Below are 22,220 nucleotides of genomic sequence, written 5' to 3' on the forward strand. Positions count from 1 at the left end.
CAAGGAGTGCACATGTCCATCGACGCTGCCCGTGTGGCCGATGCCGTCGCCGTCGGCGCGTCGGTGCCGATGCCGGGCGAGTCCGCCGCGGGCACCACCCGGTGGCAGGTCGAGCGCTGGGATCAGGAGCAGACCGGGTGGGCGGCCCGCCGTCTCGGCCTGGTCGCCCCTGGTGCGCGTCAACTCGTCGGCGCCGACTTCCGCGCGTTGCGGGTCGCCCCGTACCTGGCGACCGAGGTGGTCGGCAACCTGATCACCAACGCGGGTTGGACCAGGTTGATGAACCTGCTGACCAACCAGGGCGCGACGCAGGCGCTCGACGCGACGCACGCGCGGGTCGGCGTCGGCAACGGCACCACCCCGGCGGAGGCGTACGCCGACACCGACCTCGCTGCGTCGGCCGGCTCGTCGAACCGCTGGTTCCAGCTCGTCTCCAGCGCGGGCACGCTCGGCACCCGGACGCTGACGTTTTCGGCAACGTTCGGCACGTCCGACGGCAATTTCAGCTGGAACGAGTTCGGCATCGACTTCGGCACCGCCAGCGGCAACACCGTCACGGCGCCGCTGCTCAACCACAAGGTCGGCATCGCCCAGGGCAGCAAGGTTTCCGGCCAGACGTGGACCGCGACGGCGACGCTTACGTTCTCGTAGATCAACAGGAGAAGAATATGGTCGCTCAGAAGCAGGGCGGCGGCCCGACGTCGCCGTGGCAGTTCTACGACAGCGGCGGCGACTACCAGGGCCGCAGCATCGTCGCGAGCGTCACGTTCGGCGCCGACCAGGTGCTCACCGGGGGCAGCGTCACCCGGGATACCGGCTGCGTCTACACCAAGATCATCGTCGGCGAGCTCGACGAGGACGGTCAGCCGTCCGGCACCGCGAAGACGATCAACGTCGCCAACCTCAACGGGACCCGGTCGTTCAGCAAGGCGCAGCTCAACGCCGCCGGCCTTGTGACCGTTGCCGACATCAGCGGGTACCAGATCACCGCAGCACCTTAGGGGGCTGATCGGCGATGCCCGTCGCGGTCGACGCATCCTCCCCGGCCATCGTCACCCAGACCAGCACGACAACCGCGACGGTCACGACCGCGAGCTTCACGCCGCCCGCGAACTCGCTCGTCGTCGTCGAATGGTCCGGGAACACGGGCACCGCGTCGGACCCGGCCGCGCCGTCGGTCACCGACAACCTCGGCACCCACCTGTCGTACGGGTCGCCGACCTGGAAACACCGCAGCGTCGGCACGGCAGTCGACGGGCAGACGGCGATCTGGCGGGCGGCGGTCACCACCTCGGCCGCGATGACGGTCACAGTCACGACCGGCACCGGCTCCGGCGCCCGGGAAGCCGCCCTGCGCGTCACCGTACTGACCGGCGTCGACCTGACCACGCCGATCGGGGCGAGCGGCATCGGTGGTTCGACCAGCGCCTCCTCGATCGCGCAGACGTACACCGGCACGGCCAGCGGCTCGCTCGGCCTCATCTGCACCTGCGACTGGGACTTGAAGGGCGCCCAGACGGCCGGCTCGGGTATGACCCGCGACGGCTCCGCGAACGTGCTGTCCGACTTCACGTACGGGTTCTTTCGGCGCACCAACCCGGACGGCTCGACCGGCGTAAGCACCTCGCTTAACGTCACGCTGCCATCTGCGTCGACGAACCTGAGCTGGTCGTACATCGAGATCCTGCCCGCCAGCGGCGGTTCCACGCCGATCAGCGTGTCGGAAACCGGCTCAGCCTTCGACGCCCTCACCACGTCGGCCAGCGCAGCCGCCGCCGACACGGCATCGTCTTCGGACGCGCTGACCGTCACCGCGAGCTCCCCGCTCGCCGATGCCGCAGCTGTCGGAGAAACGCTTGGCGCCGCTGCAGCCAGCCCACTCGGCGACGTCGCCACCGGCACGGACACCCTCGCCGCGGCGGCGACGGCACCGCTCGCGGACGCCGGCAGTGCCGCCGATGCCCTTGCATCTGCGATCGCGGTCAGCCTCTCCGACGGCGGTACGGCCGGGGACACGCCCACTGTGTCCGCGACCGCGGCCCTCGGCGAGAGCGGCAGCGCCACAGAGTCGCTGGCCGTATCGCGGACCATCCAGGTCACCGACAGTGGTACGTCTGCGGAGACGCTTACCGCCGTCGTCGACAGCCAGGTCGGCGACAGCGGATCCGGCACCGCGACGCTTGTCGCGGGCATCGCCATCCCGCTCGGCGACTCGAGCACCGCTGCGCAGACACTGACCGCGGCGGCCTCCGCACCACTCGGCGACAATGGCTCGGCGGCAGATGCGCTGACTGCGAACGCCACTGCTCAACTCACCGACGCCGGCACGGCAGCCGACACCACGGCGGTGAACGTCGCCGTCGCGCTCAGCGACAACGGCGCAGCCACCGACGCGCTGACGGCCGGGATCACCATCCCAGTCGGCGACGGCGGCGCCGGAACACAGTCGCTCACCACGACCGTCACGACACCGCTCGCCGACGCCAGCACTACCGGCGACTCGATTGCCATCACCGCGGCGACCGCACTGGGCGACACGGCGTCAGCAGGCGACGCGCTCGCAGTGAGCGTGAGTGCCGGTGCCACCGACACGGGGTCCGCGGCCGACGGGATCATCGCCGGGGTCACTACCACCCTCGCCGACGGCGGCTCTTCCGCTGACACGGTCACGGTGGCCAACGTCGTCGCGATCGCCGACGACGCCAGCGCCGCGGAGACGCTGACCGTTGTCATCGTCACCCCCGGCGGCCCGACCTACCCCGCCCGCTACGCACGCGCGGGGGCAACCCGCCCCTACGCCCGGACGAGCGCGGGGCGCCCCTACGCAGGAACCGGAACGGGACGGGAGGCCTCGTGATCCCGGACCTGACCGTCGGCGACTCCGAGCAGCCCTGGGTCGACGTCGCCCCCTACCAGGTCGGCACGACCGCGGCCACGCTCACCCTGCACTCCCCCGCCGACCCGGACCCGACCGGCACCGCCATCCCTGTCGACACCGGCGTCGAAACGACCGTCGACGGCCGGCAGGTGCTGCGGTTCACGACCATCTCGAACGTCCGATACACAGCGGCCGGCTGGTGGGTCCGGGAATGGAAGGTCACCGGCCCCGGCGCGATCGAACCCAAAGAGACGTTCTTCGTCGCGCCGAGCCCCCTTGCGGGCGGCCCGCTGTGGACCCCGACCAGGTCGCGCGTCGCATCCTACGTGCCGTCCCGGCCGCTGGTGCCCGCCGCTGACGGCTCAAACGTTGATCTTATGGCGTTCGACTCGACCACGCGGCCGACCGGTGGCCAAGTCGACCAGCTCATCGCCGACGCCGTCAACTGGGTCACCGACGAAACGGGCGTCCTCGACGAGCGCCTCTACGAGTCTGCGACCGCCTGCGCAGCGATCCGGGCCGCCGGGTTCGTGGAACTCGGGTATCCCGAGCGCAGCGACCCGATGAAGTCGACGGCGAACACCACCTCGGACCGGCTGTTGAAGCAGGCCGAGCAGATGCTGGCCCGGCTCGCGGCCCGCAACGCCGCCCTCACCGGCGCCGACGGCGACACCCCCGACCCGGCCGTCGCGCCCATGCCCGTCTACAGCTTCCCGCCCGCCCCCAGCTGGGGCGACCAGCTCCTGTAGTAGTGCCCGCCCAGCCCGGAGGAACCCATGGCCACCAACTACGTCGGCGTCTTCCCGAAGAACTTCGCCGCCAACCAGCTGTGCACGCCCGTCGCCGCGTCGCTGACGGGCGACACGATCGACGGCTCCGACATCATCAATGACGCCGTGTTCATCGTCACCGCCGGCGGCACCCCGACCAACGTGACGTTCGTCGACCCGGGCAAGACCCCGGCCGGTACCGCAGCCGGGACGGTCACACCGCAGACGGTCGCGGCGAACACGTCGCGCTGCTGGGGCAAGACGCAGCTGCAGGGGTACATCGACCCCGTGTCGAACAAGGTCGGCGTGAACTTCTCGTCGGTCACCGGCATCACGGTGATGGTCGTCGGCTGAGCCCGTGGCGGATGTCGAGTTCCGCGAGAACCGCGCCGGGGTTGCAGCGATGCTCCGCACGGCGGGGATGCTCGCCGCGATGGAGCATCTGGGCGACATCGTCCGGATCGACGCCGAAGCGACCGCAGCCGTCGACACCGGCGCGTATGCGTTCGGGACGAACCACAAGCCGGGCGTGACCGGCGGCGGCTTCAACGTCGACGCCGCGATCCGTGACGGGGTGGCCAGCGTCGTCGTGTCGAACGACGTCCGCTCTGCCCCGTCGGAGCATTGGCCCGAGGGCTACCCGTATGGGGTCGCCCAGGAATTCGGCAACGAGCGGGTTCAAGCCCGTCACACGCTCGGCCGCGCCCTCGACGCCCTGTCCACCCACATCTGAACTGAGAGAGGTGGCCGATGCTGGTCACGATCGTCGCCGTCCCCAACGCCGACAACACCGGCCTCGACGTGGACCGGCTCGAGCAGGTCGAGGATCTCCCCACCGAGGTCGCGCTGAAGATGCTCGAGGTCGGCACCGCCCGTCAGCCGTCCGAGGCGGAGCTCGCCGCCTACCACGACAGTCGCGACACTCGCGACGAGCAGGAGCCGGGCCCTGCCGTGCCGGCCCGCACCGCCGTGAAGAAGACCGCCGTGCCGGCCGCGGGCATCCCCGACGCCGTTTAGCCTCACCAGCCGCAGGGAGGCAGTGGTGGGCGATTTCGTCACCGCGTACGCGCTCCTCGCCGATTTCCTTCCCGGCGTCGGTTTCGCGAAGGTGTGCCGGGGGGTTCCGGCGAACCTGTCGCACGCGATCCCGCTCGTGACTGTCGCCCGGTTCGGCGGCGTCGACACCACGGAGACGCTTGACCGGCCCCGTGTCCAGGTCGACGTGTACGCGTCCACCGATGACCGCGCCGAGGAGCTCGCCGGGCAGCTCCGGACCGCGATGCGCACCAAGCTGCCCAAGTACACGTTCGGTGGCGCCGTCGTCGGCCGCGTCGGCACGATCATGGCGCCGCAGCTTGTGCCGTACTCGGCCAGCGGCGTTTTCAAAGCCACCGCCCGCTACGAGCTGGTCATCCACCAGTACACCGGCATCGGCTGAACCCGGACCCGCTTCGAACTCGAGGTGACGCAACGTGCCCGAAGATCGATCGGACCTGCCGACCGTCATGGACGGTGCGATCCGTCCGGCGTATCACTGGCTGGCCGCCAACGGCGTCACCGAATGGCTGCCCGAGCGCCCCCGCATCGACATCAGCAACGGAACGATTCGGTACACGGCATACGTCTGGAACGACGACGCGGAGCGTGGCTTCAACGCGCGCTGGCTTCTGGTCGGCGACAGCATCAGCGCCGAGCGCGCCAAACAGATCATCGCAAAAGGCCGGTTGAAGCTCGGCGATCCGGTCATCGAAGTCCGCACCGTTCCGCTGCGCGTACCACTCACCGACGACGCCAGAGCCGCGTTCGCCCGGGGCGGCGCGACGCTCACCGTCAAATAGCCGCCGCCCTTTCCGCCTCAGACCTGCATCACCAGCAACCCCGGACCGACACGGCCGGGGTCTTTTCGTGCGCCCTGAAAGGACTTCCGCGCCGTGAGCGACAACAGGAACATGCTCGCCGGTATCAGCGCCACCGGCGCCGACGGCACCGGCCTCGTCTGGATGGCGGCCTCCGGGTCGACCGCCCCCACCGACGCCACGACCGCGCTCGCCGCCGCCTGGAAGAACATGGGCGGCATCACCGAGGCCGGCATCTCCGTCAAGCAGTCGACCAGCACGACGAAGAAGAAGTTCTACGGCTCCCCGAACGTGCAGCGGGTCCTCGTCACCGACCAGGAGACGACGATCGAGGTCGCGTTCGGAGAGACGAACGCGCGTGTCATGGAGGTCTTCTGGCGCAAGGCCCTCCTGTCGATCACCCCGACGGTCGGGACCGGCGCATGGGCGACGACCGGTGGCAACTACTCCCGGCAGCTGTACGCGCTCGTCACCGACATGGTCGACGGATCGAACCGGTTCCGGCTGTACTTCCCCTCGGTGGAGGTCACCGGCCAGGGCGACATCAAGATCTCCAACTCGGAGACGCTCGAATGGGGCGTCACCCTCACCGCCTACCCCGACACCAGCGGCAACTACGTCTACCCGTTCGGCCTCCAGCCGGCCCTCGGCTAAAGGAACCCCGATGCCCCCCGCAGCACGCAAGAAAACACCGGCGAAAGCCACCGGCAACGGTGACCTCGACGCCCTCCGCGCCGAGGTCGCCGCCGAACCCGACAGCGCCGACGAACCGTACGTCGTCGCGATCGGCGACACGTCCGTCCGCGTCAAACACTTCCTCGACTGGCCGGCCAGCGCCGACGACGACCTCCAGGCCGGGCGGATCACCGCCTGGGCCGGCAAAGTCCTCGCCGGTGACGACTTCACCACCGTGTGGGCGAACGCCGACCCGACGAACCGTCAGGTCATCGCGTTCCTCACCGACCTGGAGCAGGTGACCGGGCTCCCTTTCGCGTCGCGGCTCGTCTCGCCGACCAGATAGCCGCCTACACCCGCCAGATCGAAGGCGACCTGGCGTTCAAAGGTGTCGACCTGCGGGACATGCTCCGCGTGGGCGGCGGCCAGTCGCGGCTCACGCCGCGGCGACTGGACGTGCTCCTCGACGCCCTGCCCGGCGACAGCCTCTACAAGACCGCCGTCCGGAACTCGCTCTCCGACGACGACCTGGCAGACCTGGCGTCGGAGCCGCCGACAGGCCACGGCCGCTGGTCTCACACCGACCTGCTCCTCGCCGACATCATCGACCGGCTCGGCGTCGTCGCGTGGGCACTGCACGCCTACGAGACGCCGCCTGAGCCGTACCACCGGCCCGGAATCGTCCGCCGGCGGCGCGGCCGATCCAACCCGGCGATCAAAGCCCAGATCGAAGCCATCGCCCGCGAACACGCGGAACTGCACGGCTACGCCATCGACGACCCGCCCACCTAACCGCTGAGGGGGCTGGCGATGGCTGACGAGGGGATCTCCGCCGGCTCCGTCTACGTGACGGTGGAGCCCCGCAGCCGCGGCTTCTGGGCCAAGTTCGTCGCCGAGAATCAGACCGAGGCGGCGAAAGCCGGCGACGAGCTCGGCGACCGGATCGGCAAAGCCATCGCCACCCGGATCGCGCGGGGCGTCCGTGACGGACTCGACAGCGGCGCGGTTCGCGCCCAGGGTACGAAGCTCGGCAACGAGTACGGCGGCACGTTCGCCGACACGGCGCGGCGGCGCATCGAGGCCGCGCTGCGGTCGCTGCCGACACCGCAGATCGGTGTCGCGACCACCGAGGCCGAGCAGAAACTCAAGGATCTGCGCGGCGAACTGTCGACGCTCGCGTCGAAGCGGATCGGTGTCGACATCGGCGCCACCGAGGCGCTCGAGGAAGTCCGCCGGCTGAAGGTCGAGCTCGATCGGCTGGCCGGGTCGTCGCCTTCGGCGCAGGTGCGGGTCGACACTGCGAACGCCGCGATTGAACTCCTCGCCGTCGACCGGGAGCTGTCCCGTCTCGACGGGCGCCGCGCGAACGCGACCGTCTCCGTCAACACCAACGCGCTCGGCGCGACCAGCGAAATGAACACCCTGGTCGCCGCCGGGCTGGCGCTCGGCCCGGCGATCGTGCCCGGCGCAGCCGCTGGGGCGGCCGGCATCGTGGGTCTCGGCGCGGCAGCCCTGTCCGCGGCGCCCGCGGTTGGTGTGGTCGCGCTCGCGTTTCACGGTGTCGCCGACGCCATCAAAGCGTTGGACGGCGCGCAGAAGGACGCGGCGAAGACCGGCAACACGGTTGTGCAGCAGCAGCGGTCGTTGGCGTCCGGCGCTGACCAGGTCCGGGCCGCTGAAGCGTCGCTGGCGAACACCCGCGCGGGCGCCGCCGACGCTCAGCGGCGTTCGCTGCAGCAGATCGCGGACGCCGAGCGGCAGGTTGGTGCGGCGCAGCGGGACGCGCAACGCGCCCAGGAGGCGCTCACCGACGCCCGTGAGGCGGAGCGGCGCAGCCAGCAGGACACGGCGTTCGCGCTGCGGCAGAACGCCATCGACCAGCGGCGTGCCGCTGCTGAGGTCGAGGCGGCCACCGCCGCCGTCAAGACCAAAAGCACCCAGCAGACCCGTGACGCGCTCGAGGAAGCGCTGCTCCGGCAGGAGGAGCTGCGGGTCGCCGGTGACCGACTCGTCGCTGAGCAGCAGCGCAACGCGCAGACCGGTGTCGACGGTTCGAAGCGGGTCGTCGCGGCGCAGGATGCGATCGCCCAGTCGCAGCAGCGGGTTGTCGACGCCGAGCGTGGCGTCACCGAGGCCCGGCAGCAGGCCGCGGCGCAGGCCCGCCAGTCCGCGTTCGCGATCGCACAAGCCCAGCAGGCGGTTGTCACCGCGCAGCGGGCCGCGGGCGCGGCGACGGTCGCCGCCTCGGCCACCGCCGGTGCGGCCGTCGACAAGCTCGCCGACGCCATGGACAGCCTGCCCGTGTCGGGGCAGGTGTTCGCCCGGTTCCTGTTCGGCCTCAAACCGGAACTGCTTGGCCTGCAGACGGCCGCCTCGGACGGGCTCCTGCCCGGCGTGCAGGAGGGTATACAGATCCTGCTGCCGTACGTCGGCGACACCCGCACCGCGATCGCCGGCGTGTCCACGGAGCTCGGCAGTCTCGCCCGCCGCGGCGCCGCGACGTTCACGAGCCCCTTCTGGCGGCAGTTCTTCGGCTTCATCTCCTCCCAAGCCACCCCCACCCTGGAGGGGCTGTACGAGGCAAGCGTCAACGTCGCCGAGGGCGGCGCGCGGATCATCCAGCAGTTCGCGCCGTTCGAACGGCAGGTCGGCGGCGGCCTCGTCAACGTCACCCGACGCTTCGTGGAGTTCTCGCAGAACCTCGACCACAACCAGGGCTTCCAGAACTTCCTGCGCTACGCCCAGACCGAAGGGCCGCGGGTCGTCGCCACGATCGGCGAGCTGGCGGGCGCCGGCCTGCGGATCGTCCAGGCGTACGCGCCGATCGGGTCGGTCGTCGTCACCGAGCTGCGCGTCCTGGGCCAGATCATCAACGCCATCCCCGTGCCGGTGATCACCGCCCTTGCCACGGCGATTACCGCTTACAAGACGGCGGCGCTCCTCACCTCTGGCGCACAGACGCTGCTGAACTCCGGGCTGCTCACCGGCATTGCCCGGATGGTCACCTACAAGACCGTGGTCGAGAGTGCCGAGGTCACGACCACCGGCATGCAACGGGCGCTCGGCGCCACTAGTGCGTTCATCGGCGGTCCGTTCCTGCTCGCCGTCACCGCCGCCGTCACCGTCATCGGCATCCTCGCCGCCAGGCAGAACGAGGCCAAAGCCAGCACCGAAGGTTACCGATCGGCGCTCGAGGAATACGCCCGCACCTTCAAGGACGGCGTGACCCCCGCCGCCCTCGATTCGGCGAAGTCAATCCTCGCGAACAACGTCGCGCTCCGTGGCCTGGTCGAGGTCACCCAGCGGCACGGCATCACCGCCTCCGAGGTTGTTGCCGGGCTCAACGGCGAAGCCGAGGCCCGGCAGAAGGTTGTCGACGCCATTGACGACAGCATCGGCGCCCTTGCTGTCAAGGCCGCCTATGAGTCCGGCGACGCCCGCAAAGCCGACCTTGACCAGTTGCACCGCTTGGAGGCGATGAAAGGTGCGTTCCTCGACTCGTCCGCGAACGCGGCGGAGGCGGCCAGGCTGACCGGGCAGCTCGCGAGCGAGCAGCAACGCGCCAACGACGTCTTCGACACCGCGAGCCCGACGGTGAGGACCCTCGCCGGCGCATACCGGTCCCTTGCCGACGAGGCGTCGACCGCAGCGGACAAGTCAAACGCATTGAAGCAGGCATCGGACGCTCTGTTCGGTGCTGCCCGCGATCAGGACCAGGCCGCCGCCGACCAGGCGAAAGCAATCCGGAACACCAACAAGGCGCTCGACGACCAGAAGCTGCTGAATGAGGACGGCGCCCGGAAACTCGACCTGAACACCGAGGCCGGCGCCCGCGTCCGGGATAGCCTCCGCGAGCAGCTGATCGCGATCGACAACGCATATCGTGCGAACGTCGCAAACGGTATGAGTGTCGCCGAGGCGACGAAGAAGCACGACGAAGAAGTCGCCGCGCTGAAGAAGAATGCCGACCAGCACAACCTCAACAAGGACGCCGTCCAGCACCTCATCGACACCTACGGCAAGGTGCCGCCGTCTGCAACGACCGATGTGAACGTCACCGGCCTCGACGCGACGAAGGCCCAGCTGAACGAGCTTCTGACCTACCAGTACGCCCTCCGCAACGGCATCACAATCGGCGAAGCCCGGGACAAACTCGACCCGCTGATCCATACCGGCGGTGGACGGGGTAACGCCCGAGGCGGGAACCTCGCCACCGGCGGCCCGGTCATCGGGCCCGGCACCGGCACCTCCGATGATGTGCCGGCCATGGAGCGGTCGACGGGCGCCCCGTTCTGGCTGTCCAACGGCGAATGGGTACACCGCACGGCGGCCGTCAACTACTACGGCCAGGGCGTCATGCGCGCCATCAACGAGCAGCGCATCCCCCGCCAGGCGCTCACCGGATACGCCACCGGTGGCCTCGTCGGCGACGTGCTCACCGACCACTACCCGTACCCGACGACAACGTCGATGACCCGCATCCCGTCCCGTGCCGAGGTCGCCCGGATCGTCACCGAAGGCCCCAGCAGCGGCGGCCGGGAAGACATCAAAGCGTTCATCCGGTCCACGGACGTCCTGCCGTATATCTGGGCAGCGGCGGGCCCGTTCGGCTACGACTGTTCCGGTCTGGCATCAGCTGTGTTCGGCCTGGTCACCGGCCGGGGCGGCGGGCGAGGCCAGCGATACTTCACCACCTACGACTTCGCGGACGGCCCGCCGCCGGGGACGGGCCTGAAGCCGGGCGCTGGCGGGGTCCTGACGCTGGGCGTGAACCCGCAGACACACATGGCCGGCAACTACGGCGGGCTCGGGTTCGAGGCCGCATCCACCCGCTCCGGCATCAAGATCGGCACGTCGGCTCGGAAACCGTCGACCTTCCAGAAGCAGTTCCACCTGGCCTCGGGCGGTCTCGTGTCGGCAGCGCTCCTCGACGAGCTCGGCCTCGACATCGGCGGCGACCCATCCGGGATCACCGTCGACGGTCGCCGCGTCCCGCTCGGCGCCTACGACGTCGGCGGCTACCTGCCGGAAGGGCTGAGCCTCGCCTACAACGGCACCGGCCGGCCTGAACCAGTCATCCCCGCCGACCGGCTTGAACGAGCGTCCGGCGGCCGTCCGGCGCCGGTCATCAACGTCTACCCGGCGGCGGACCTTGATGAGCGGGCGGTGGCGACGATGGCTGCGCGCAGGCTGGCACTCGCGGCGGTCAGCTGATGGTCAAATCGGCTAGTTCTTGAACCCGGACTGGGCACACACGGTCGCGAGGTTCGTGGCCGCGGTGCCCATCTCGATACTCGCGGTTACGTCATCGCTCTTCGCTTTGGCTGCCTTGGCCTTGTCCGCAAGCGCTTGACCCTTCAGCGCGATGAGGCTGTCAGCTGACGTTGCCGCCTGCTCGCCGATTGCCAGCATCGAGGCCGTGTCGTCGTAGATCGCCTGGGTTCCCATCGCCTTTGCGATCTTCGGGCACACGATTGCACCCACCGGGTCCGGCGCTGCAGGCGATGGGGGTTCCTGCATGCCGCCGACGCAGTATCCGTTGGGGAGCCGCCCGTTCGGGCAGCGACTTGGCGTCGGCGACGGAGCCGCACTTGCCGCCGCCTGCGTACTCCCGGCCGGCCCGGCCGTCGCGGTGTCCGGGGCGGGTTTGCTCGAGCATCCACCGAGGGCGAGAAGCAGGGCTGCGACGAGCAGAAATGTGCGGCGCACGGTGGGCCTCCGAGTTCGCTGTGATGGCTGAGGATGTCACATCGTCGCCACCGAACGTCAGGCCTCAATACCTGGTTCGGCACCTACAGCCGAGGCACCTGGTCCAGACGGTGGGGGAAAGCGACCGGTCCAGTTGGCCGATTCCGGATGGTCGGCGCTCGCTGATTTCGACGAACGGGCGGTGGCAACTATGTCCGCGCGCAGACTTGCAGCCGTGGCGGTCGGCTGATGGCCGACGGCAACGAGCTCGGCCCCCTGGTGCAGATCGGCGACATCATCTGCAACAGCGACGGCCTCGACAGTGCTGGCGTCGCCTGGCTGTGCGAGGAGTTCGAAGGCTGGGGGTCACCCGGTTCGACGCTTGAGGTGGTACAGCGGTCCGGGGACCACGGCGGCTGGGACGGCGACGCCTTCCTCAAACCGCGGATCGTCAGCCTCAAGGGGATGCTGGCCGCGCCGACCGCGGCGGCAGCGCAGGACGCCCTGTCCCGGCTCAACCAGGCGGTATCGCTCGCCCTGTCACCGTTGACGGTCACCGAGGCTGGACTGGCCCGCACCTGCATGGTCCGCCGGCAGGACGACGTTCTCGCATCCGCCGTCTCAGCGCGCGAGTACGAGTGGTCGGCGCAGGTCGTCGCCCCGGACCCGCGGAAGTACACGGCGTGGTCGGCGGCAGTGACAGGCCTGCCGTCGTCGACCGGTGGTCTCACCTGGCCCGTTACGTGGCCCGTGGTGTGGGCGGCGACGGTCACGACCGGCGTCCTGTCCGTCGTCAACGCCGGCGATATCGGCAGTAGGCCAGTGCTGCGCATCGACGGACCTTGCCAGCGGCCACGCGTCGCGCTGGTCGGCACGGGTCAGGTGCTCGCCTGGGATTTGACCCTCGACGTCGGGCAGTGGCTGGATGTCGACACGGACCGGCACACCAGCCTCCTCAACGGCCAGGTGTCCAGGTCCGGGATGATGACGTCGCGGGGCTGGTTCGAAATCACCGGCGCGCAGGAGATCCAGTTCACGGCTGACGTGTACGACCCGGCGGCGCTCCTGACCGTCACCTACCGGTCGGCGTGGCAGTGACCGGCGAGCCGTACAGGGTGCAGTGGCTCGGCTGCGACCTGCAAACCGGGCAGATCGTCGAAGAGCTGCCCGCACTCGCCCCGTCGGGGCCGATCTCCCGCATGCTCGGCAAACACACCACGGCCGGGTTCACGCTCACCCTGGCGGGGGCGCCGCAAGGCTGGGAGGCGGCGACAATCCCTGGCCGGACGATGATCGTCGCCGTTGCTGATGACACGCCGGTGTGGGCTGGTCTCGTCCTCACCCGCACCGGCGGGTCCGCGGCGACCGTGGATCTCGGCACGGCCACACCAGAGGCGTACCTCGACCGCCGCTACACCGCCGACCACACGTGGACCCAGCAGGACGAGGCCGCCGTCATCGCCACCGGGCTCCTCGGCGACACCACCACCAACGGCATCGGCCTCGCCGTCGACGCCCCCGCCACGGGCACACTCCGCGACCGGGCATACCTCGACGCCGACGACGCCACCGTGTACAGCCGCCTGCAGGAGCTGATGGCCGTCGACGGCGGACCGGAGTGGACGATCGACGTCCAATGGTCCGGCGCGTCGTCCGTCCAGCTCGTCGCCCGGGTCCGGCATCGGATCGGCACCCAGTCGAGCCAACCGGGCGCGATCTTCACGCATCCCGGCGATGTCGTCTCGTACCAACTGGCCGAATCGTACGAGTCGGGGAAGGGCGCCAACGCGATCCGGGCCCGCGGCGAAGGCGAAGGCGACACCCGCTATTCGTCGACCGACATGATCGCCGCCGATCTTCTCGCCGCCGGGTTTCCGCGCTACGAATATCGCTTCACACCGTCCACGTCGATCACCAGCCAGACGGTGCTCGACGGACACGCCACCGCCGCCCTCGCTGTCATGCGCGAAGGTGCCAGCGTGTGGACGGTCGAGGCGGTCGCCTCCTACGCGCCCCGGCTCGGCATCGACTGGACCCTCGGCGACACCGTCGGGCTGCACGTCATCCGCTCTCCACGCCACCCCGACGGGCTATTCGTGACGGCACGGGCGTGGGGCTGGGAGTTCGACGTCACCGGCGACCGCCTCAAGCCGATCCTCCTGGAGGACTCGTGACATCGAGGGCCGCCCAGGCGCAACTCGACCCGTATGCGGCGCTGACCGATCGGGTCAGGAAACTCGAATCGGACCTACGCGAGTTGCGGGCCGCCCGCCGGCTCGAATCCGCGTCCATCGACTCCGGTGCCGTCATCGTCCGGGACACCGGCGGCGGCATCCTCGCCCAGCTCGGCGACCTCGGCAACGGCCACCGCGGTGCAGTCCTCTACGACCGCAGCGCCAACTTCGTCGTCTCCGACGACGAGGCCGCCCACCGAGGCCTTGCCCGGCCGTACATTCCGCTACACGCCGGCGCCCTGTCCGTACCGGACTCGACCACCACGTCGGCGACGTTCGCGGACGTGGTTGCCGGGTCGGCGATCCTGCAACATGCCGGCCTGTACGCCCACCTGCTCGTCCGGGCTAGCGACGGCACGACGGGCGGCGAGGTGCGGCTGGTCGTCAACGGCGTCCAGGTCGGGGCGACGTTGACCGTCGGCCTCGGCGCGTTCGCGGAGGCGACGATCGGGCCCGCCGCTGTCAGTTCTGCGCTCGGCCCCACCTACTCGTCGATCCTGCGGATCGCTGTGCAGGCCCGCCGGACCGCCGGAACCGGCACGGTCGGGGTGCGGCTGCTGTCGCTCCTCGGGTTGGACTCCGCCTGGCTGTGATCAGCCTTGCGGCTCGCACTGCACCTCATACCCGGCCGGGCTGACACACCGCCGGGCCACGGGTAGGGGCGGCGGCGGCACGTCCGGGTAGTCGCTGGACCCGTCGTACACGTACGGCGGCGGCTCTACCGGGTCGGTGCTCTCGGCTTGCATGTTGGCGGTTTCGTCCACGGTTCCTCTTCCCTTCGCGGCCCACTTGCCCCACCCACCGTAACGACCAGGAGGGGGTCGCATGGCGATCACCGCACTGCCGATCAACGCCTCCGGGGGTAGCCCCTCCTACAGCGCCCGGCAGACCCGGCAGGCGTTCTCGGCGCTGATGATGCCCGGCGTCGGCCCGCTGCGGACCCGGTCCGGGTTCCGGCCGGGCGGGGCACCGACCGTGTCGGTGACCGCGTCGACGTGGACGGTCGGCCCGCTGTCCGCGGTCGTAGACGCCGCCGTGTCCAGCATCCAAGCCCCCTACCTGGTCGCCTCCGACGCGAACGCCACCGGCTCTGTCACCGCCGCCGACGCCACCAACCCCCGCAAGGACATCCTCTACCTGCAGATCAGCGACACGGACGAGGACGCGTCGGGGTCGCGAACACCGCAGATTCTCTACCTGGCAGGCACCGCGGCGGCATCACCGACGGCACCGAGCACGCCGGCGCGGAGCCTCCTGATCGGCGTCATCGACGTGCCGAAGGTCGGCAGTGGCAGTCCCGCGTTCACGCCGTCGGGTCTGTGGACGGTGGCGGCGGGCGGGATCGTGCCTGTGGCGTCGCAGGCGGCCCGTGACGCGCTGTCCGTGTATCCGGGTCAGTTGGTGGCGCGGACGGACACGACCCCGGTCCGGGTGGACATGTGGAACGGGACCGCGTTTCTGGGAATCAACGCGGGCGTTGCCGGTCTCGGCTTCATCTACGTCGGCAGGCGCGCGACGGTCGCTGGTCGTCTGGCCAGCAACTTCTCCGCCGAGACGACGATCTTCACGCGGAACGTCGACCTGAAGGCGAACCGCCTGTACCGGATCAAGACGTTCTGCTACGTGATTTCCGGCGCCGGTGGCGGTACGGACTGGGCGCTGCGGATCAAGGACGGCAGCACGACGATCCTTGAGGGCGCCGCCGGACGTCTCAACAACGCCGGCGTGGATGGCAAGATCCGTCTGGCCGAGGAGTGCCTGGTGTCGAAAGGCTCCGATACCACTGTCACGTTCAACGTGACCTGCCGGCGCACGGCAGGGGCTAACCCGGCCGACGTCTATGCGGAGCCAACGCATCCGTTTCAGTTCACCGTCGAGGACATCACCCCGGTCGCGAGCGGGACCGGTTTCGTCGTCGACCTCGTCACCTAGGAGTGCGGCATGGCGTGGAGAGCAGCGCGTTCCCTGCTGGTCTTGCACCAACAGTTGCAAGCCGGGGCGCCTCGCGCGCGGCCGCCCGGGACCGGGGCCGACGAGTGGGGGCTGATCGGCGACGCGGCCCATGATCCGACGTCCGACCACTCGCCGCACAACTTTCCCAGCTGGGGAAACCAGATCGTCACCGCGGCGGACTTCCCCAACCGGCCCGACCTCGGGCTCGACGCCCACCGGGTGCTCGACGACATCCGGCGCTCGCGCGACGGCCGGGTGAAGTACGGCATCTCCAACGGGCAGATGTTCTCGTCCTACGCCGTGGCCGGCTACGGGCCGTGGACGTGGCGGCCCTACAACCCCAAGAACGGCGACCGGCACTTCACGCACGGCCACCTCTCCGTGGTCGGCGACGCGCGGGCGGACGGCACTCAACCCTGGCAGACGATCGGCTCGCAGCTGGCGACCGGAGGGGACTTCTACACCATGCTCAGTGCATGCAAGTACGGCGACAAGGGCTTCGCGGTGTTCGTCCTCCAGGCGACGCTCCTGGCCTACGGGTTCAGCCCGGGTGACGTGGATGGCGGGTACGGCGACAAGACCGCCGCCGCGCTGGCCGCCGCGATCCGGGACGGCGACGGGAAAAACTTCGGCTACTGGGAGTTCGCCGCGTTCATGAAGCGCGTCGTCTCGGCGGGCGGCGGCAAGGGCGAAAAGGGCGACCCGGGCCCGCAGGGCATCCCCGGCCCGCAGGGCAAGCCGGGCGACGCCGCCGTGCTCCCGCCGGGCGCCGTGCTGACGATTTCGCAGGGCTGACGATCAGCCGCAACATCCACATCCACGGGGAGGGGCGGCGATGACCGTCGAGCGTCGGGCACGCCGCAAACCACCACCGCCGCCGGGGCTCGCGCCGTGGCTGCGCAACCTCGTGATGATCACGACGTTGACGGGCTGGGCCGCGGTCGTCGCCGGATACCTCGCCCAGGGGAAGCTCCCGGACGCGCCGCTGCTCGGCATTCCGGGGGCCGTCTACCTGGCGATGTCCCCGCCGACGATCCGGCGCCGCGGCAAGCGCACCGACGACGAGGACGACTCGTGACCTACTGGCTGCAGGCGCTGATCTGGATCGTCGTCCTCGGGGCGCTCGGGCTGGCCGTCCGGCCTTTGGTCAACCGCGACAGGAGACGACGTTGACGAACCATGTGAAACGCTTCCTGGACTCGCCGGCGGTGACCAGGGTCGTCCAGGTGGTGGCGGTGCTGTCGCTGCTGCTGGCGATCACGGTCGGCGTGAAGCAGTACTCGCTGGCGTCGTGCCTGCAGGACTACCAGGATGCGAACGCGCAGGTGAACGCCGAGCGGGCCGCGGCGGCCGAGCAGGACCGGAAGGCGCAGGACGCCCTGTTCGAGGCGATCGCGAATGACCCGCAGAACGCGGTCGTGGCGTTGCGCGCGTACAACACGGCCCGGGGTGAGGCGGACCGGAAGCGGCAACAGAATCCGCCACCTCCGCCGCCGTCGCTGAAGTGCGGCTGACCCCGTGATCCCTACCGCTGGCCGGTTCGTGACGTTGCGCGGCAGGTACGCGCAGTCGAACGGCGTCGGGGAGTGTCCGGCGCTGATCACCAGCGTCTGGCCCGACGACATGATCAACGTCGTGGCGTTCCCGGACGCCATGGAGCCGATCGCCGTGACCTCGGTCAAGCTGTTCGCAGACCGGGATGCGCTCGACGAGTACGTGGACGGGTTCGAGGACGGCGACAGCCTGTCGGTCGCGTACTGGCCGACCGCCTGAGCGACGTGTGCCGGCTAGCGGTTCTGCTGCCGCTCGTAGGCCCTGATCTCGTCGCGTTGGACAGGCCAGGCGGGCGGGAACTCATGTTCGCGGGTGCAGCCGTCGCCGACGGTCGTGTCGCCGCATTCCCGGCAGTTCCAGGTGTGGTGTCCGCGGGTGCCGCCCTGTCCGCAGTCGCAGAGGGTGTAGCCGACGTGGACCCGGTACGGGGTGAGCGGGTGTCCGTTGCGGCAGTGGCGTGGGGCGACCACGGCGACGAAGGGCCCGCCGTTGACGGGCCGTAGATCTCCCGGCCGATACCCCATAACCAGCAGTTTCGCACATATGTTCGCTTCACCGTCAAGGATTGCACAACCTGAAAGACCAGCTCGTGGCACATCGCGCACCCGAATCCCCAAACGAGAGGAGCTCCACCATGTTCAGCTCCACCTTCTGGAAGGCCGCCGCCGAGCGGGCGGCGAAGACGTTCGCGCAGGCCGCGCTCGCGCTGCTCGTCGGCGACGGGATCGGCGTCCTCGACATCGACTGGGGCAAGGTCGGCTCCGTCGGCCTGCTGGCCGCGGTCGCGTCGCTGCTGACGTCGCTCGTATCGGCGCCGTTCGGCCCGGTCGGCTCGCCGTCGGTCGTCGAGGACGAGAAGGCGACGGACGCGCTGTGACACGTACTGCGGTCGCCTGCCCGGAGCCCCCGCCGCGGCGGAACGAGCCGGTCACGTGGACGTCCACGACGACCGGCAACACGCACTTCGACTGGGTGCGCATCGACACCAAGCGGTAGCATCGGTGCTGCGCTCGCACCGGCCGTGGCGCGAGCGTCCAACGTGAGAGCCGCCCTGGTCTTCGGACCGGGGCGGCTCTTTTCGTCGTGTCAGAGAACTGGGCGGACGTAGATCTCGGCGTCGGTGTTGAAGACCACCTTCACGCCCGGCTTATCCGAGTCGCCGGGCCCGACGACTCCGACCGCACCCGGCAGCGGCTCGGCGGCGAGCACGTCCCGGATCAGCGCGGAGATCTTCTCCGCGGCGGCGGACGCACCTCGAGACGACGGGTCTGCCTTGCCCGACGCGGCCCGGGTCACATATTCGGCGTGAAGCGCCTGCTCGTCCTCGGTGGGTTTCGGGTCGCCGGTCCCGGATCCTTTGGTGATTCGGTAGGCGACCTCGGCGTCGCCGGTCCGGACCACCGTGCCGAACAGCCATCGTGCGTTGAGCTCGTGGTAGCTCTTTGCCTGTGCCTGACCGCTCCGGTTGAGCCGGCCGACCAGCTCCTGCTCGAACGTCACCAACTGCACGATCCCCACCCCCGGCCGTCGACCCTAGTCGGTCGCAGCCCACAGCAGGACGCACGCCACGGTGACGACCACCACGATGAACAGGCGTTCCTGCTTCTTGGAGCGGCGCAGCATCGGGAAGGCGCCAACCGCTCCGGTCGCCGCGATCGGAAACGTTCGCCACGGTAGGTCGGCGCAGGCCGCGGCGGTGAGCAGCCACAGCAGGACGGTCAGCCCGGCCCAGGCGCCGACGTAGGCCAGGGCCACGTTCCGGCGGCGGCGCCACTTCGCAGACATGGCACGAGACTTCGCAGGCTTCACACCGATCTGGGACGGCTCCCACTGGCGCGGCACCAAACCGCGGGCGGCGTCCCGGGTGTCACGGTGCCGCCGGGCCTCGAACTTGCGGATCCGGTCCGGCCGCGGATTGTCGCGGTCGTTGTATCGCGGCCGGAGCTTTCCGATCCACGCCCGTTCCCGCTCGTCGAGCTCAGCATCGGTGAACAGGCCCGACTCGAGCACCACCGTCTCGCCTTCCTTCAGGTCGAACCAGGCGGACTCGACGATCTCCCCGCTGCGCTGCGGGATCAGGCCGGCGTGCTGCGCGGTCCGTCGGGCGACATCCCGGGCCCGGCCCACGTAGCCGTCCTCGACCCCGTCGACCGGCATGCCGTAACGGTCGACGCGCCGCGTGATGTGCAGGTAGACGGCCCCGGGGCGGCGCACGTCGGCACGCCGCCCCGGAATCAACCAGTAGGTCTGAGTCACGTTTCGGGACCCACCCTGCTCAGCGCGTGCGCGAGCGCGTCATCAATCGTGTTGTGCCGAGTCGTGTGCCGTTCGACCCATGCCTCACGCTCGTCGCTTCTCACGGGCCGGCCGACCATCGGAGACGCCAGCCACTCACCTCTGGCTGCGAACACCTCGTACTCGTCGAGCCGACCGGTAACCACGAAGAAGTGTCCGCCGACCTGCCGGACTCGCGGGTCGCTGAGGTGCTGACTCATGCGACCCTCCGCTCCCGGCAGATGCCGTACCGGGTGACGCCGTTGTCCGGCCACCGGTACAGCAGCCCCTTGTCGACCATCTCGGCGAGCTTTTCGTCGAGGTCGCCGGGGTGCTGGCCGAGCGCGTCAGCGATCGCATACAGGTCGTCGTCGCCGTCACGGATCACCGTGCACACGTTGTCCCACGTCGGCTGGATCACGACACCACCGCCGCACGGACCAGCTCGAGCGCCGCCGCGGTCCGCTCCGGACTGGCCTCGACGAGCGGGCCGAAGTCCTCCTCGACCTCGAACCACCGCCGCGGCGTGCCGAGACCGCCACGGACCTGCTCATCCCAGCCTGGCCCGTCGAGGACCTGCCACCAGTTGCCGTACCGGCCGGGCACGTCGTCGTCCCGCACCCAGCAGTCGCCGCACTGGTCGACCTGGCCGGTGTGGTTTGGGGGTTCTTTCACGACGGCTCCTCCGGAATCTCGCGAACCTCGAGAATGCGGACACCCTCGCGCGCTGCGGACTCCTCCATGTAGGAGGTGGACTCCAGCCGCGGGCACTCGTACGGGCGGGTCTCGTCCCGGTCGGTCATCCGCAGCCACAGGTCGCGGTCGTCGGGGTGGATCGTCAGCGCATAGCGGGTCACAAGGCGCCTCCCACCACGGCATCCGGGCTGGCGTCGGCCAGCCGATCCGGTGCCGGCTGCACACCCCGCCAGACGCAGACCGTTTTGCCGGGCCACAGATGCTGCTGGGCCTCGGCGACGAGCTGCGGGTTGGTGACGCTGTCATCGTCGCCGCACGTCTTGGCGTTCACCGCCGCGATCCGCTGCCCCCACTGGTCATAGACCGCGACCGTGAACTCGTCGCGCGTCAGACAGGCACACGAGACGCCGTCGTGGCCCGGCGGGTTGAAGTTGACGCCAACCGTGGTCACCGGGCCACCTCCACGTCCATGCGCAGGTGATGGACTGGGCACCAGTCGGGTGCGGCCAAATACCGTTCCGCGTCCGCGACGGCGACCCGCTGGACGCAGCCGCCGACACCGTCCCAGAACTCCCGCGCACCGCCCTGCGGCAGGTGCCGGCCGTGCAAATCCCAGTCGGGACGCAGTGTCGTCACCGGACTACCTCGCAGTCGTCGGCCCACCAGTCGCGGCGGTACTGCTCGCCGTCCTGGACGACGAGCACAAGCATGTCGCCCGACAGCCACGACCCGACGTAGGTGCCCTCCGGGCCGTCGCAGTGCCGGACCCGGGACACGCCGCGCTCCAACCGGACGGCCTCCTCAACGCTCACGACGTCACCAGCCGCACCGCGGCCAGCTCCGCGTGGTCGATGGCGATCGACTGCGGAACCCCGCCGACCGTGGCGACGATCCGTGACTTGCCGGCCTTGCCCTCCGCGTGCGCGATCAGCCGCAGAGCCGCGACCTCGTCGGCACCGACCGCCGTCACCGGCACAGCCCGGCCGTCCCGGTATTCGATCACCGCCGCCGCGACGGGCGTCACGGCGCTCACCGGGCCAGCTCCGCCGCGTACTTCTCGGCGAGGTGCGCGCCGTAGGCCGGATACTTGTCCCGCCGCTCGGCGACGAAAATCCGGGCGGCCTCGACCTCGCCGTGCCGGATCAGCACGTCGAGCGCCTTTTCGCTGTTCTCTGCGTAGCCGTCGGGGAGGCCGAACCGCTCGTTCTCCGGAAGACCGCTCATCGCGAACCCGCCATCACCGCGGCGAACCAGAGCACCTCGCCGATGTCGACGATGTGGTCACGGCCGTCATAGCCGGCGATCAGCAGGTTCCGGTGCACCTCGCGCTCCATCGACCCGCCGTACAGCGCCTCCACGTTCGCGGGCGACACGAACCGGCCAAACGCGCGCTCCTGGGTCTGGACCTCGTCGCCGGTCGCGAACAGCAGCGTCAGCCGGCATCCCGGCCAGCCGTGCTTGTCCGCGATTTTCTGCTGCAGGTCGGGCAGGTCGGCGTCGGTGTACCGGCGGTCGAAGCGCAGGTGTTGGAAGCCGACGGACTTGTAGGTGCCCTGCGGCTGGTCGCCGTCCGGCACCTCGATGACGTAGACGTGGTGCACAGTCCTGGTTTCGTTCTCGGGCATCATGGTGACGCCCTCCT

Annotated in this window: 39 protein-coding genes; 23 read left to right on the forward strand and 16 right to left on the reverse strand. The window is 69.9% G+C overall.

The window, feature by feature from the left end; all coding sequences use genetic code 11:
* The first annotated feature begins 12 nt into the window (after positions 1-12).
* Positions 13-651: a hypothetical protein gene (locus tag ABT369_RS38825; RefSeq protein ID WP_350620055.1), complete on the forward strand. Its 639-nt coding sequence runs from the start codon at positions 13-15 to the stop codon at positions 649-651.
* A gap of 17 nt (positions 652-668) precedes the next feature.
* Positions 669-1,001: a hypothetical protein gene (locus ABT369_RS38830; protein ID WP_350620057.1), complete on the forward strand. Its 333-nt coding sequence runs from the start codon at positions 669-671 to the stop codon at positions 999-1,001.
* Here the strand turns inward: ABT369_RS38830 and ABT369_RS38835 are convergent.
* A complete protein-coding gene (locus ABT369_RS38835; protein WP_350620059.1) occupies positions 985-1,317 on the reverse strand; it encodes a hypothetical protein in 333 nt (110 codons plus the stop codon). The genes ABT369_RS38830 and ABT369_RS38835 overlap by 17 nt on opposite strands.
* Here ABT369_RS38835 and ABT369_RS38840 point away from each other — a divergent pair.
* From ABT369_RS38840 to ABT369_RS38890, 11 genes are all read left to right on the forward strand, one after another.
* Positions 1,301-2,857 (forward strand): hypothetical protein, encoded by a 1,557-nt coding sequence (locus ABT369_RS38840; protein ID WP_350620061.1) that lies wholly within the window; start codon positions 1,301-1,303, stop codon positions 2,855-2,857. The genes ABT369_RS38835 and ABT369_RS38840 overlap by 17 nt on opposite strands.
* Positions 2,854-3,627, forward strand: a complete 774-nt coding sequence (locus ABT369_RS38845) for a hypothetical protein (protein WP_350620063.1) — start codon at positions 2,854-2,856, stop codon at positions 3,625-3,627. The genes ABT369_RS38840 and ABT369_RS38845 overlap by 4 nt, the downstream gene beginning before the upstream one ends.
* Positions 3,628-3,654: 27 nt before the next feature.
* A complete protein-coding gene (locus tag ABT369_RS38850) occupies positions 3,655-4,002 on the forward strand; it encodes a hypothetical protein (RefSeq protein WP_350620065.1) in 348 nt (115 codons plus the stop codon).
* A gap of 4 nt (positions 4,003-4,006) precedes the next feature.
* Complete coding sequence (locus ABT369_RS38855) at positions 4,007-4,381, forward strand: hypothetical protein (RefSeq protein ID WP_350620067.1); 375 nt, start codon at positions 4,007-4,009, stop codon at positions 4,379-4,381.
* 17 nt (positions 4,382-4,398) lie between these two features.
* Positions 4,399-4,665, forward strand: coding sequence for a hypothetical protein (locus ABT369_RS38860; RefSeq protein ID WP_350620069.1), 267 nt, complete (start codon positions 4,399-4,401; stop codon positions 4,663-4,665).
* 25 nt (positions 4,666-4,690) lie between these two features.
* Positions 4,691-5,086, forward strand: a complete 396-nt coding sequence (locus ABT369_RS38865; protein ID WP_350620071.1) for a phage tail termination protein — start codon at positions 4,691-4,693, stop codon at positions 5,084-5,086.
* A 34-nt stretch (positions 5,087-5,120) separates the two neighbouring features.
* Positions 5,121-5,486, forward strand: coding sequence for a hypothetical protein (locus ABT369_RS38870; RefSeq protein WP_350620073.1), 366 nt, complete (start codon positions 5,121-5,123; stop codon positions 5,484-5,486).
* A gap of 93 nt (positions 5,487-5,579) precedes the next feature.
* Positions 5,580-6,158 carry a phage tail tube protein gene (locus ABT369_RS38875; protein WP_350620075.1) on the forward strand — a complete coding sequence of 193 codons (579 nt, stop codon included), beginning with the start codon at positions 5,580-5,582 and terminating at the stop codon, positions 6,156-6,158.
* Between the two features lie 10 nt (positions 6,159-6,168).
* A complete protein-coding gene (locus tag ABT369_RS38880; RefSeq protein WP_350620077.1) occupies positions 6,169-6,525 on the forward strand; it encodes a hypothetical protein in 357 nt (118 codons plus the stop codon).
* Between the two features lie 59 nt (positions 6,526-6,584).
* Positions 6,585-6,971, forward strand: coding sequence for a hypothetical protein (locus tag ABT369_RS38885; protein WP_350620079.1), 387 nt, complete (start codon positions 6,585-6,587; stop codon positions 6,969-6,971).
* Between the two features lie 18 nt (positions 6,972-6,989).
* Positions 6,990-11,393 carry a hypothetical protein gene (locus ABT369_RS38890; protein ID WP_350620081.1) on the forward strand — a complete coding sequence of 1,468 codons (4,404 nt, stop codon included), beginning with the start codon at positions 6,990-6,992 and terminating at the stop codon, positions 11,391-11,393.
* Positions 11,394-11,405: 12 nt separating this feature from the next.
* Here ABT369_RS38890 and ABT369_RS38895 read toward each other — a convergent pair whose 3' ends face one another.
* Positions 11,406-11,651, reverse strand: coding sequence for a hypothetical protein (locus ABT369_RS38895; RefSeq protein ID WP_350620083.1), 246 nt, complete (start codon positions 11,649-11,651; stop codon positions 11,406-11,408).
* A 465-nt stretch (positions 11,652-12,116) separates the two neighbouring features.
* On the opposite strand from ABT369_RS38895, the gene ABT369_RS38900 reads away from it, so the two are divergent.
* From ABT369_RS38900 to ABT369_RS38910, 3 genes are read left to right on the forward strand one after another with little or no spacing between them, the layout of a single operon-like run.
* Entirely contained in the window at positions 12,117-12,965 is an 849-nt protein-coding gene (locus ABT369_RS38900; RefSeq protein WP_350620085.1) for a hypothetical protein, read from the forward strand.
* The gene (locus tag ABT369_RS38905) at positions 12,956-14,041 is read left to right on the forward strand and encodes a hypothetical protein (RefSeq protein ID WP_350620086.1); all 1,086 of its coding nucleotides are present in this window, start codon (positions 12,956-12,958) and stop codon (positions 14,039-14,041) included. Before ABT369_RS38900 ends, ABT369_RS38905 begins: the two co-directional genes overlap by 10 nt.
* Complete coding sequence (locus tag ABT369_RS38910) at positions 14,038-14,694, forward strand: hypothetical protein (RefSeq protein ID WP_350620088.1); 657 nt, start codon at positions 14,038-14,040, stop codon at positions 14,692-14,694. Before ABT369_RS38905 ends, ABT369_RS38910 begins: the two co-directional genes overlap by 4 nt.
* Here ABT369_RS38910 and ABT369_RS38915 read toward each other — a convergent pair whose 3' ends face one another.
* Entirely contained in the window at positions 14,695-14,865 is a 171-nt protein-coding gene (locus tag ABT369_RS38915) for a hypothetical protein (protein WP_350620090.1), read from the reverse strand. It abuts the gene before it with no gap.
* A gap of 61 nt (positions 14,866-14,926) precedes the next feature.
* On the opposite strand from ABT369_RS38915, the gene ABT369_RS38920 reads away from it, so the two are divergent.
* The 5 genes from ABT369_RS38920 (at position 14,927) to ABT369_RS38940 (ending at position 17,827) form a co-directional block, all read left to right on the forward strand.
* Positions 14,927-16,033, forward strand: coding sequence for a hypothetical protein (locus tag ABT369_RS38920; RefSeq protein ID WP_350620092.1), 1,107 nt, complete (start codon positions 14,927-14,929; stop codon positions 16,031-16,033).
* Between the two features lie 42 nt (positions 16,034-16,075).
* On the forward strand, positions 16,076-16,849 hold the full coding sequence (locus tag ABT369_RS38925; protein ID WP_350620094.1) for a peptidoglycan-binding domain-containing protein: 774 nt from the start codon (positions 16,076-16,078) through the stop codon (positions 16,847-16,849).
* Positions 16,850-16,889: 40 nt separating this feature from the next.
* Positions 16,890-17,132 carry a hypothetical protein gene (locus ABT369_RS38930; protein WP_350620096.1) on the forward strand — a complete coding sequence of 81 codons (243 nt, stop codon included), beginning with the start codon at positions 16,890-16,892 and terminating at the stop codon, positions 17,130-17,132.
* A 91-nt stretch (positions 17,133-17,223) separates the two neighbouring features.
* Positions 17,224-17,568, forward strand: a complete 345-nt coding sequence (locus tag ABT369_RS38935) for a hypothetical protein (RefSeq protein ID WP_350620098.1) — start codon at positions 17,224-17,226, stop codon at positions 17,566-17,568.
* 4 nt (positions 17,569-17,572) lie between these two features.
* Positions 17,573-17,827, forward strand: a complete 255-nt coding sequence (locus ABT369_RS38940) for a hypothetical protein (RefSeq protein WP_350620100.1) — start codon at positions 17,573-17,575, stop codon at positions 17,825-17,827.
* Positions 17,828-17,841: 14 nt separating this feature from the next.
* On the opposite strand, the gene ABT369_RS38945 is transcribed toward ABT369_RS38940, so the two are convergent.
* A complete protein-coding gene (locus tag ABT369_RS38945) occupies positions 17,842-18,132 on the reverse strand; it encodes a hypothetical protein (protein ID WP_350620102.1) in 291 nt (96 codons plus the stop codon).
* Positions 18,133-18,242: 110 nt separating this feature from the next.
* Between ABT369_RS38945 and ABT369_RS38950 the strand changes: the two genes are divergently transcribed.
* Positions 18,243-18,485, forward strand: a complete 243-nt coding sequence (locus ABT369_RS38950) for a holin (protein ID WP_350620104.1) — start codon at positions 18,243-18,245, stop codon at positions 18,483-18,485.
* Positions 18,482-18,604, forward strand: coding sequence for a hypothetical protein (locus ABT369_RS38955; protein ID WP_350620106.1), 123 nt, complete (start codon positions 18,482-18,484; stop codon positions 18,602-18,604). Before ABT369_RS38950 ends, ABT369_RS38955 begins: the two co-directional genes overlap by 4 nt.
* 90 nt (positions 18,605-18,694) lie before the next feature.
* On the opposite strand, the gene ABT369_RS38960 is transcribed toward ABT369_RS38955, so the two are convergent.
* Genes ABT369_RS38960 through ABT369_RS39015 form a run of 12 tightly spaced genes read right to left on the reverse strand, consistent with a single transcriptional unit; the run spans position 18,695 to position 22,206 of the window.
* On the reverse strand, positions 18,695-19,117 hold the full coding sequence (locus ABT369_RS38960) for a hypothetical protein (RefSeq protein ID WP_350620108.1): 423 nt from the start codon (positions 19,115-19,117) through the stop codon (positions 18,695-18,697).
* A 24-nt stretch (positions 19,118-19,141) separates the two neighbouring features.
* Positions 19,142-19,864: a GIY-YIG nuclease family protein gene (locus ABT369_RS38965; RefSeq protein WP_350620110.1), complete on the reverse strand. Its 723-nt coding sequence runs from the start codon at positions 19,862-19,864 to the stop codon at positions 19,142-19,144.
* Positions 19,861-20,103 carry a hypothetical protein gene (locus ABT369_RS38970; RefSeq protein ID WP_350620112.1) on the reverse strand — a complete coding sequence of 81 codons (243 nt, stop codon included), beginning with the start codon at positions 20,101-20,103 and terminating at the stop codon, positions 19,861-19,863. Before ABT369_RS38970 ends, ABT369_RS38965 begins: the two co-directional genes overlap by 4 nt.
* A complete protein-coding gene (locus ABT369_RS38975; protein WP_350620114.1) occupies positions 20,100-20,303 on the reverse strand; it encodes a hypothetical protein in 204 nt (67 codons plus the stop codon). The genes ABT369_RS38970 and ABT369_RS38975 overlap by 4 nt, the downstream gene beginning before the upstream one ends.
* On the reverse strand, positions 20,300-20,557 hold the full coding sequence (locus ABT369_RS38980) for a hypothetical protein (RefSeq protein WP_350620116.1): 258 nt from the start codon (positions 20,555-20,557) through the stop codon (positions 20,300-20,302). Before ABT369_RS38980 ends, ABT369_RS38975 begins: the two co-directional genes overlap by 4 nt.
* Positions 20,554-20,739: a hypothetical protein gene (locus tag ABT369_RS38985; RefSeq protein WP_350620118.1), complete on the reverse strand. Its 186-nt coding sequence runs from the start codon at positions 20,737-20,739 to the stop codon at positions 20,554-20,556. The genes ABT369_RS38980 and ABT369_RS38985 overlap by 4 nt, the downstream gene beginning before the upstream one ends.
* Positions 20,736-21,029, reverse strand: coding sequence for a hypothetical protein (locus tag ABT369_RS38990; RefSeq protein ID WP_350620120.1), 294 nt, complete (start codon positions 21,027-21,029; stop codon positions 20,736-20,738). The genes ABT369_RS38985 and ABT369_RS38990 overlap by 4 nt, the downstream gene beginning before the upstream one ends.
* A complete protein-coding gene (locus ABT369_RS38995) occupies positions 21,026-21,214 on the reverse strand; it encodes a hypothetical protein (RefSeq protein ID WP_350620122.1) in 189 nt (62 codons plus the stop codon). The genes ABT369_RS38990 and ABT369_RS38995 overlap by 4 nt, the downstream gene beginning before the upstream one ends.
* Positions 21,211-21,390 (reverse strand): hypothetical protein, encoded by a 180-nt coding sequence (locus tag ABT369_RS39000; RefSeq protein WP_350620124.1) that lies wholly within the window; start codon positions 21,388-21,390, stop codon positions 21,211-21,213. Before ABT369_RS39000 ends, ABT369_RS38995 begins: the two co-directional genes overlap by 4 nt.
* Complete coding sequence (locus tag ABT369_RS39005; RefSeq protein WP_350620126.1) at positions 21,387-21,611, reverse strand: hypothetical protein; 225 nt, start codon at positions 21,609-21,611, stop codon at positions 21,387-21,389. Before ABT369_RS39005 ends, ABT369_RS39000 begins: the two co-directional genes overlap by 4 nt.
* Positions 21,608-21,802, reverse strand: a complete 195-nt coding sequence (locus ABT369_RS39010) for a hypothetical protein (RefSeq protein ID WP_350620128.1) — start codon at positions 21,800-21,802, stop codon at positions 21,608-21,610. Before ABT369_RS39010 ends, ABT369_RS39005 begins: the two co-directional genes overlap by 4 nt.
* Positions 21,799-22,206, reverse strand: coding sequence for a hypothetical protein (locus ABT369_RS39015; protein WP_350620130.1), 408 nt, complete (start codon positions 22,204-22,206; stop codon positions 21,799-21,801). Before ABT369_RS39015 ends, ABT369_RS39010 begins: the two co-directional genes overlap by 4 nt.
* Positions 22,207-22,220 lie beyond the last annotated feature (14 nt).

This window comes from Dactylosporangium sp. NPDC000244 (assembly GCF_040300725.1).
Lineage (GTDB): Bacteria > Actinomycetota > Actinomycetes > Mycobacteriales > Micromonosporaceae > Dactylosporangium.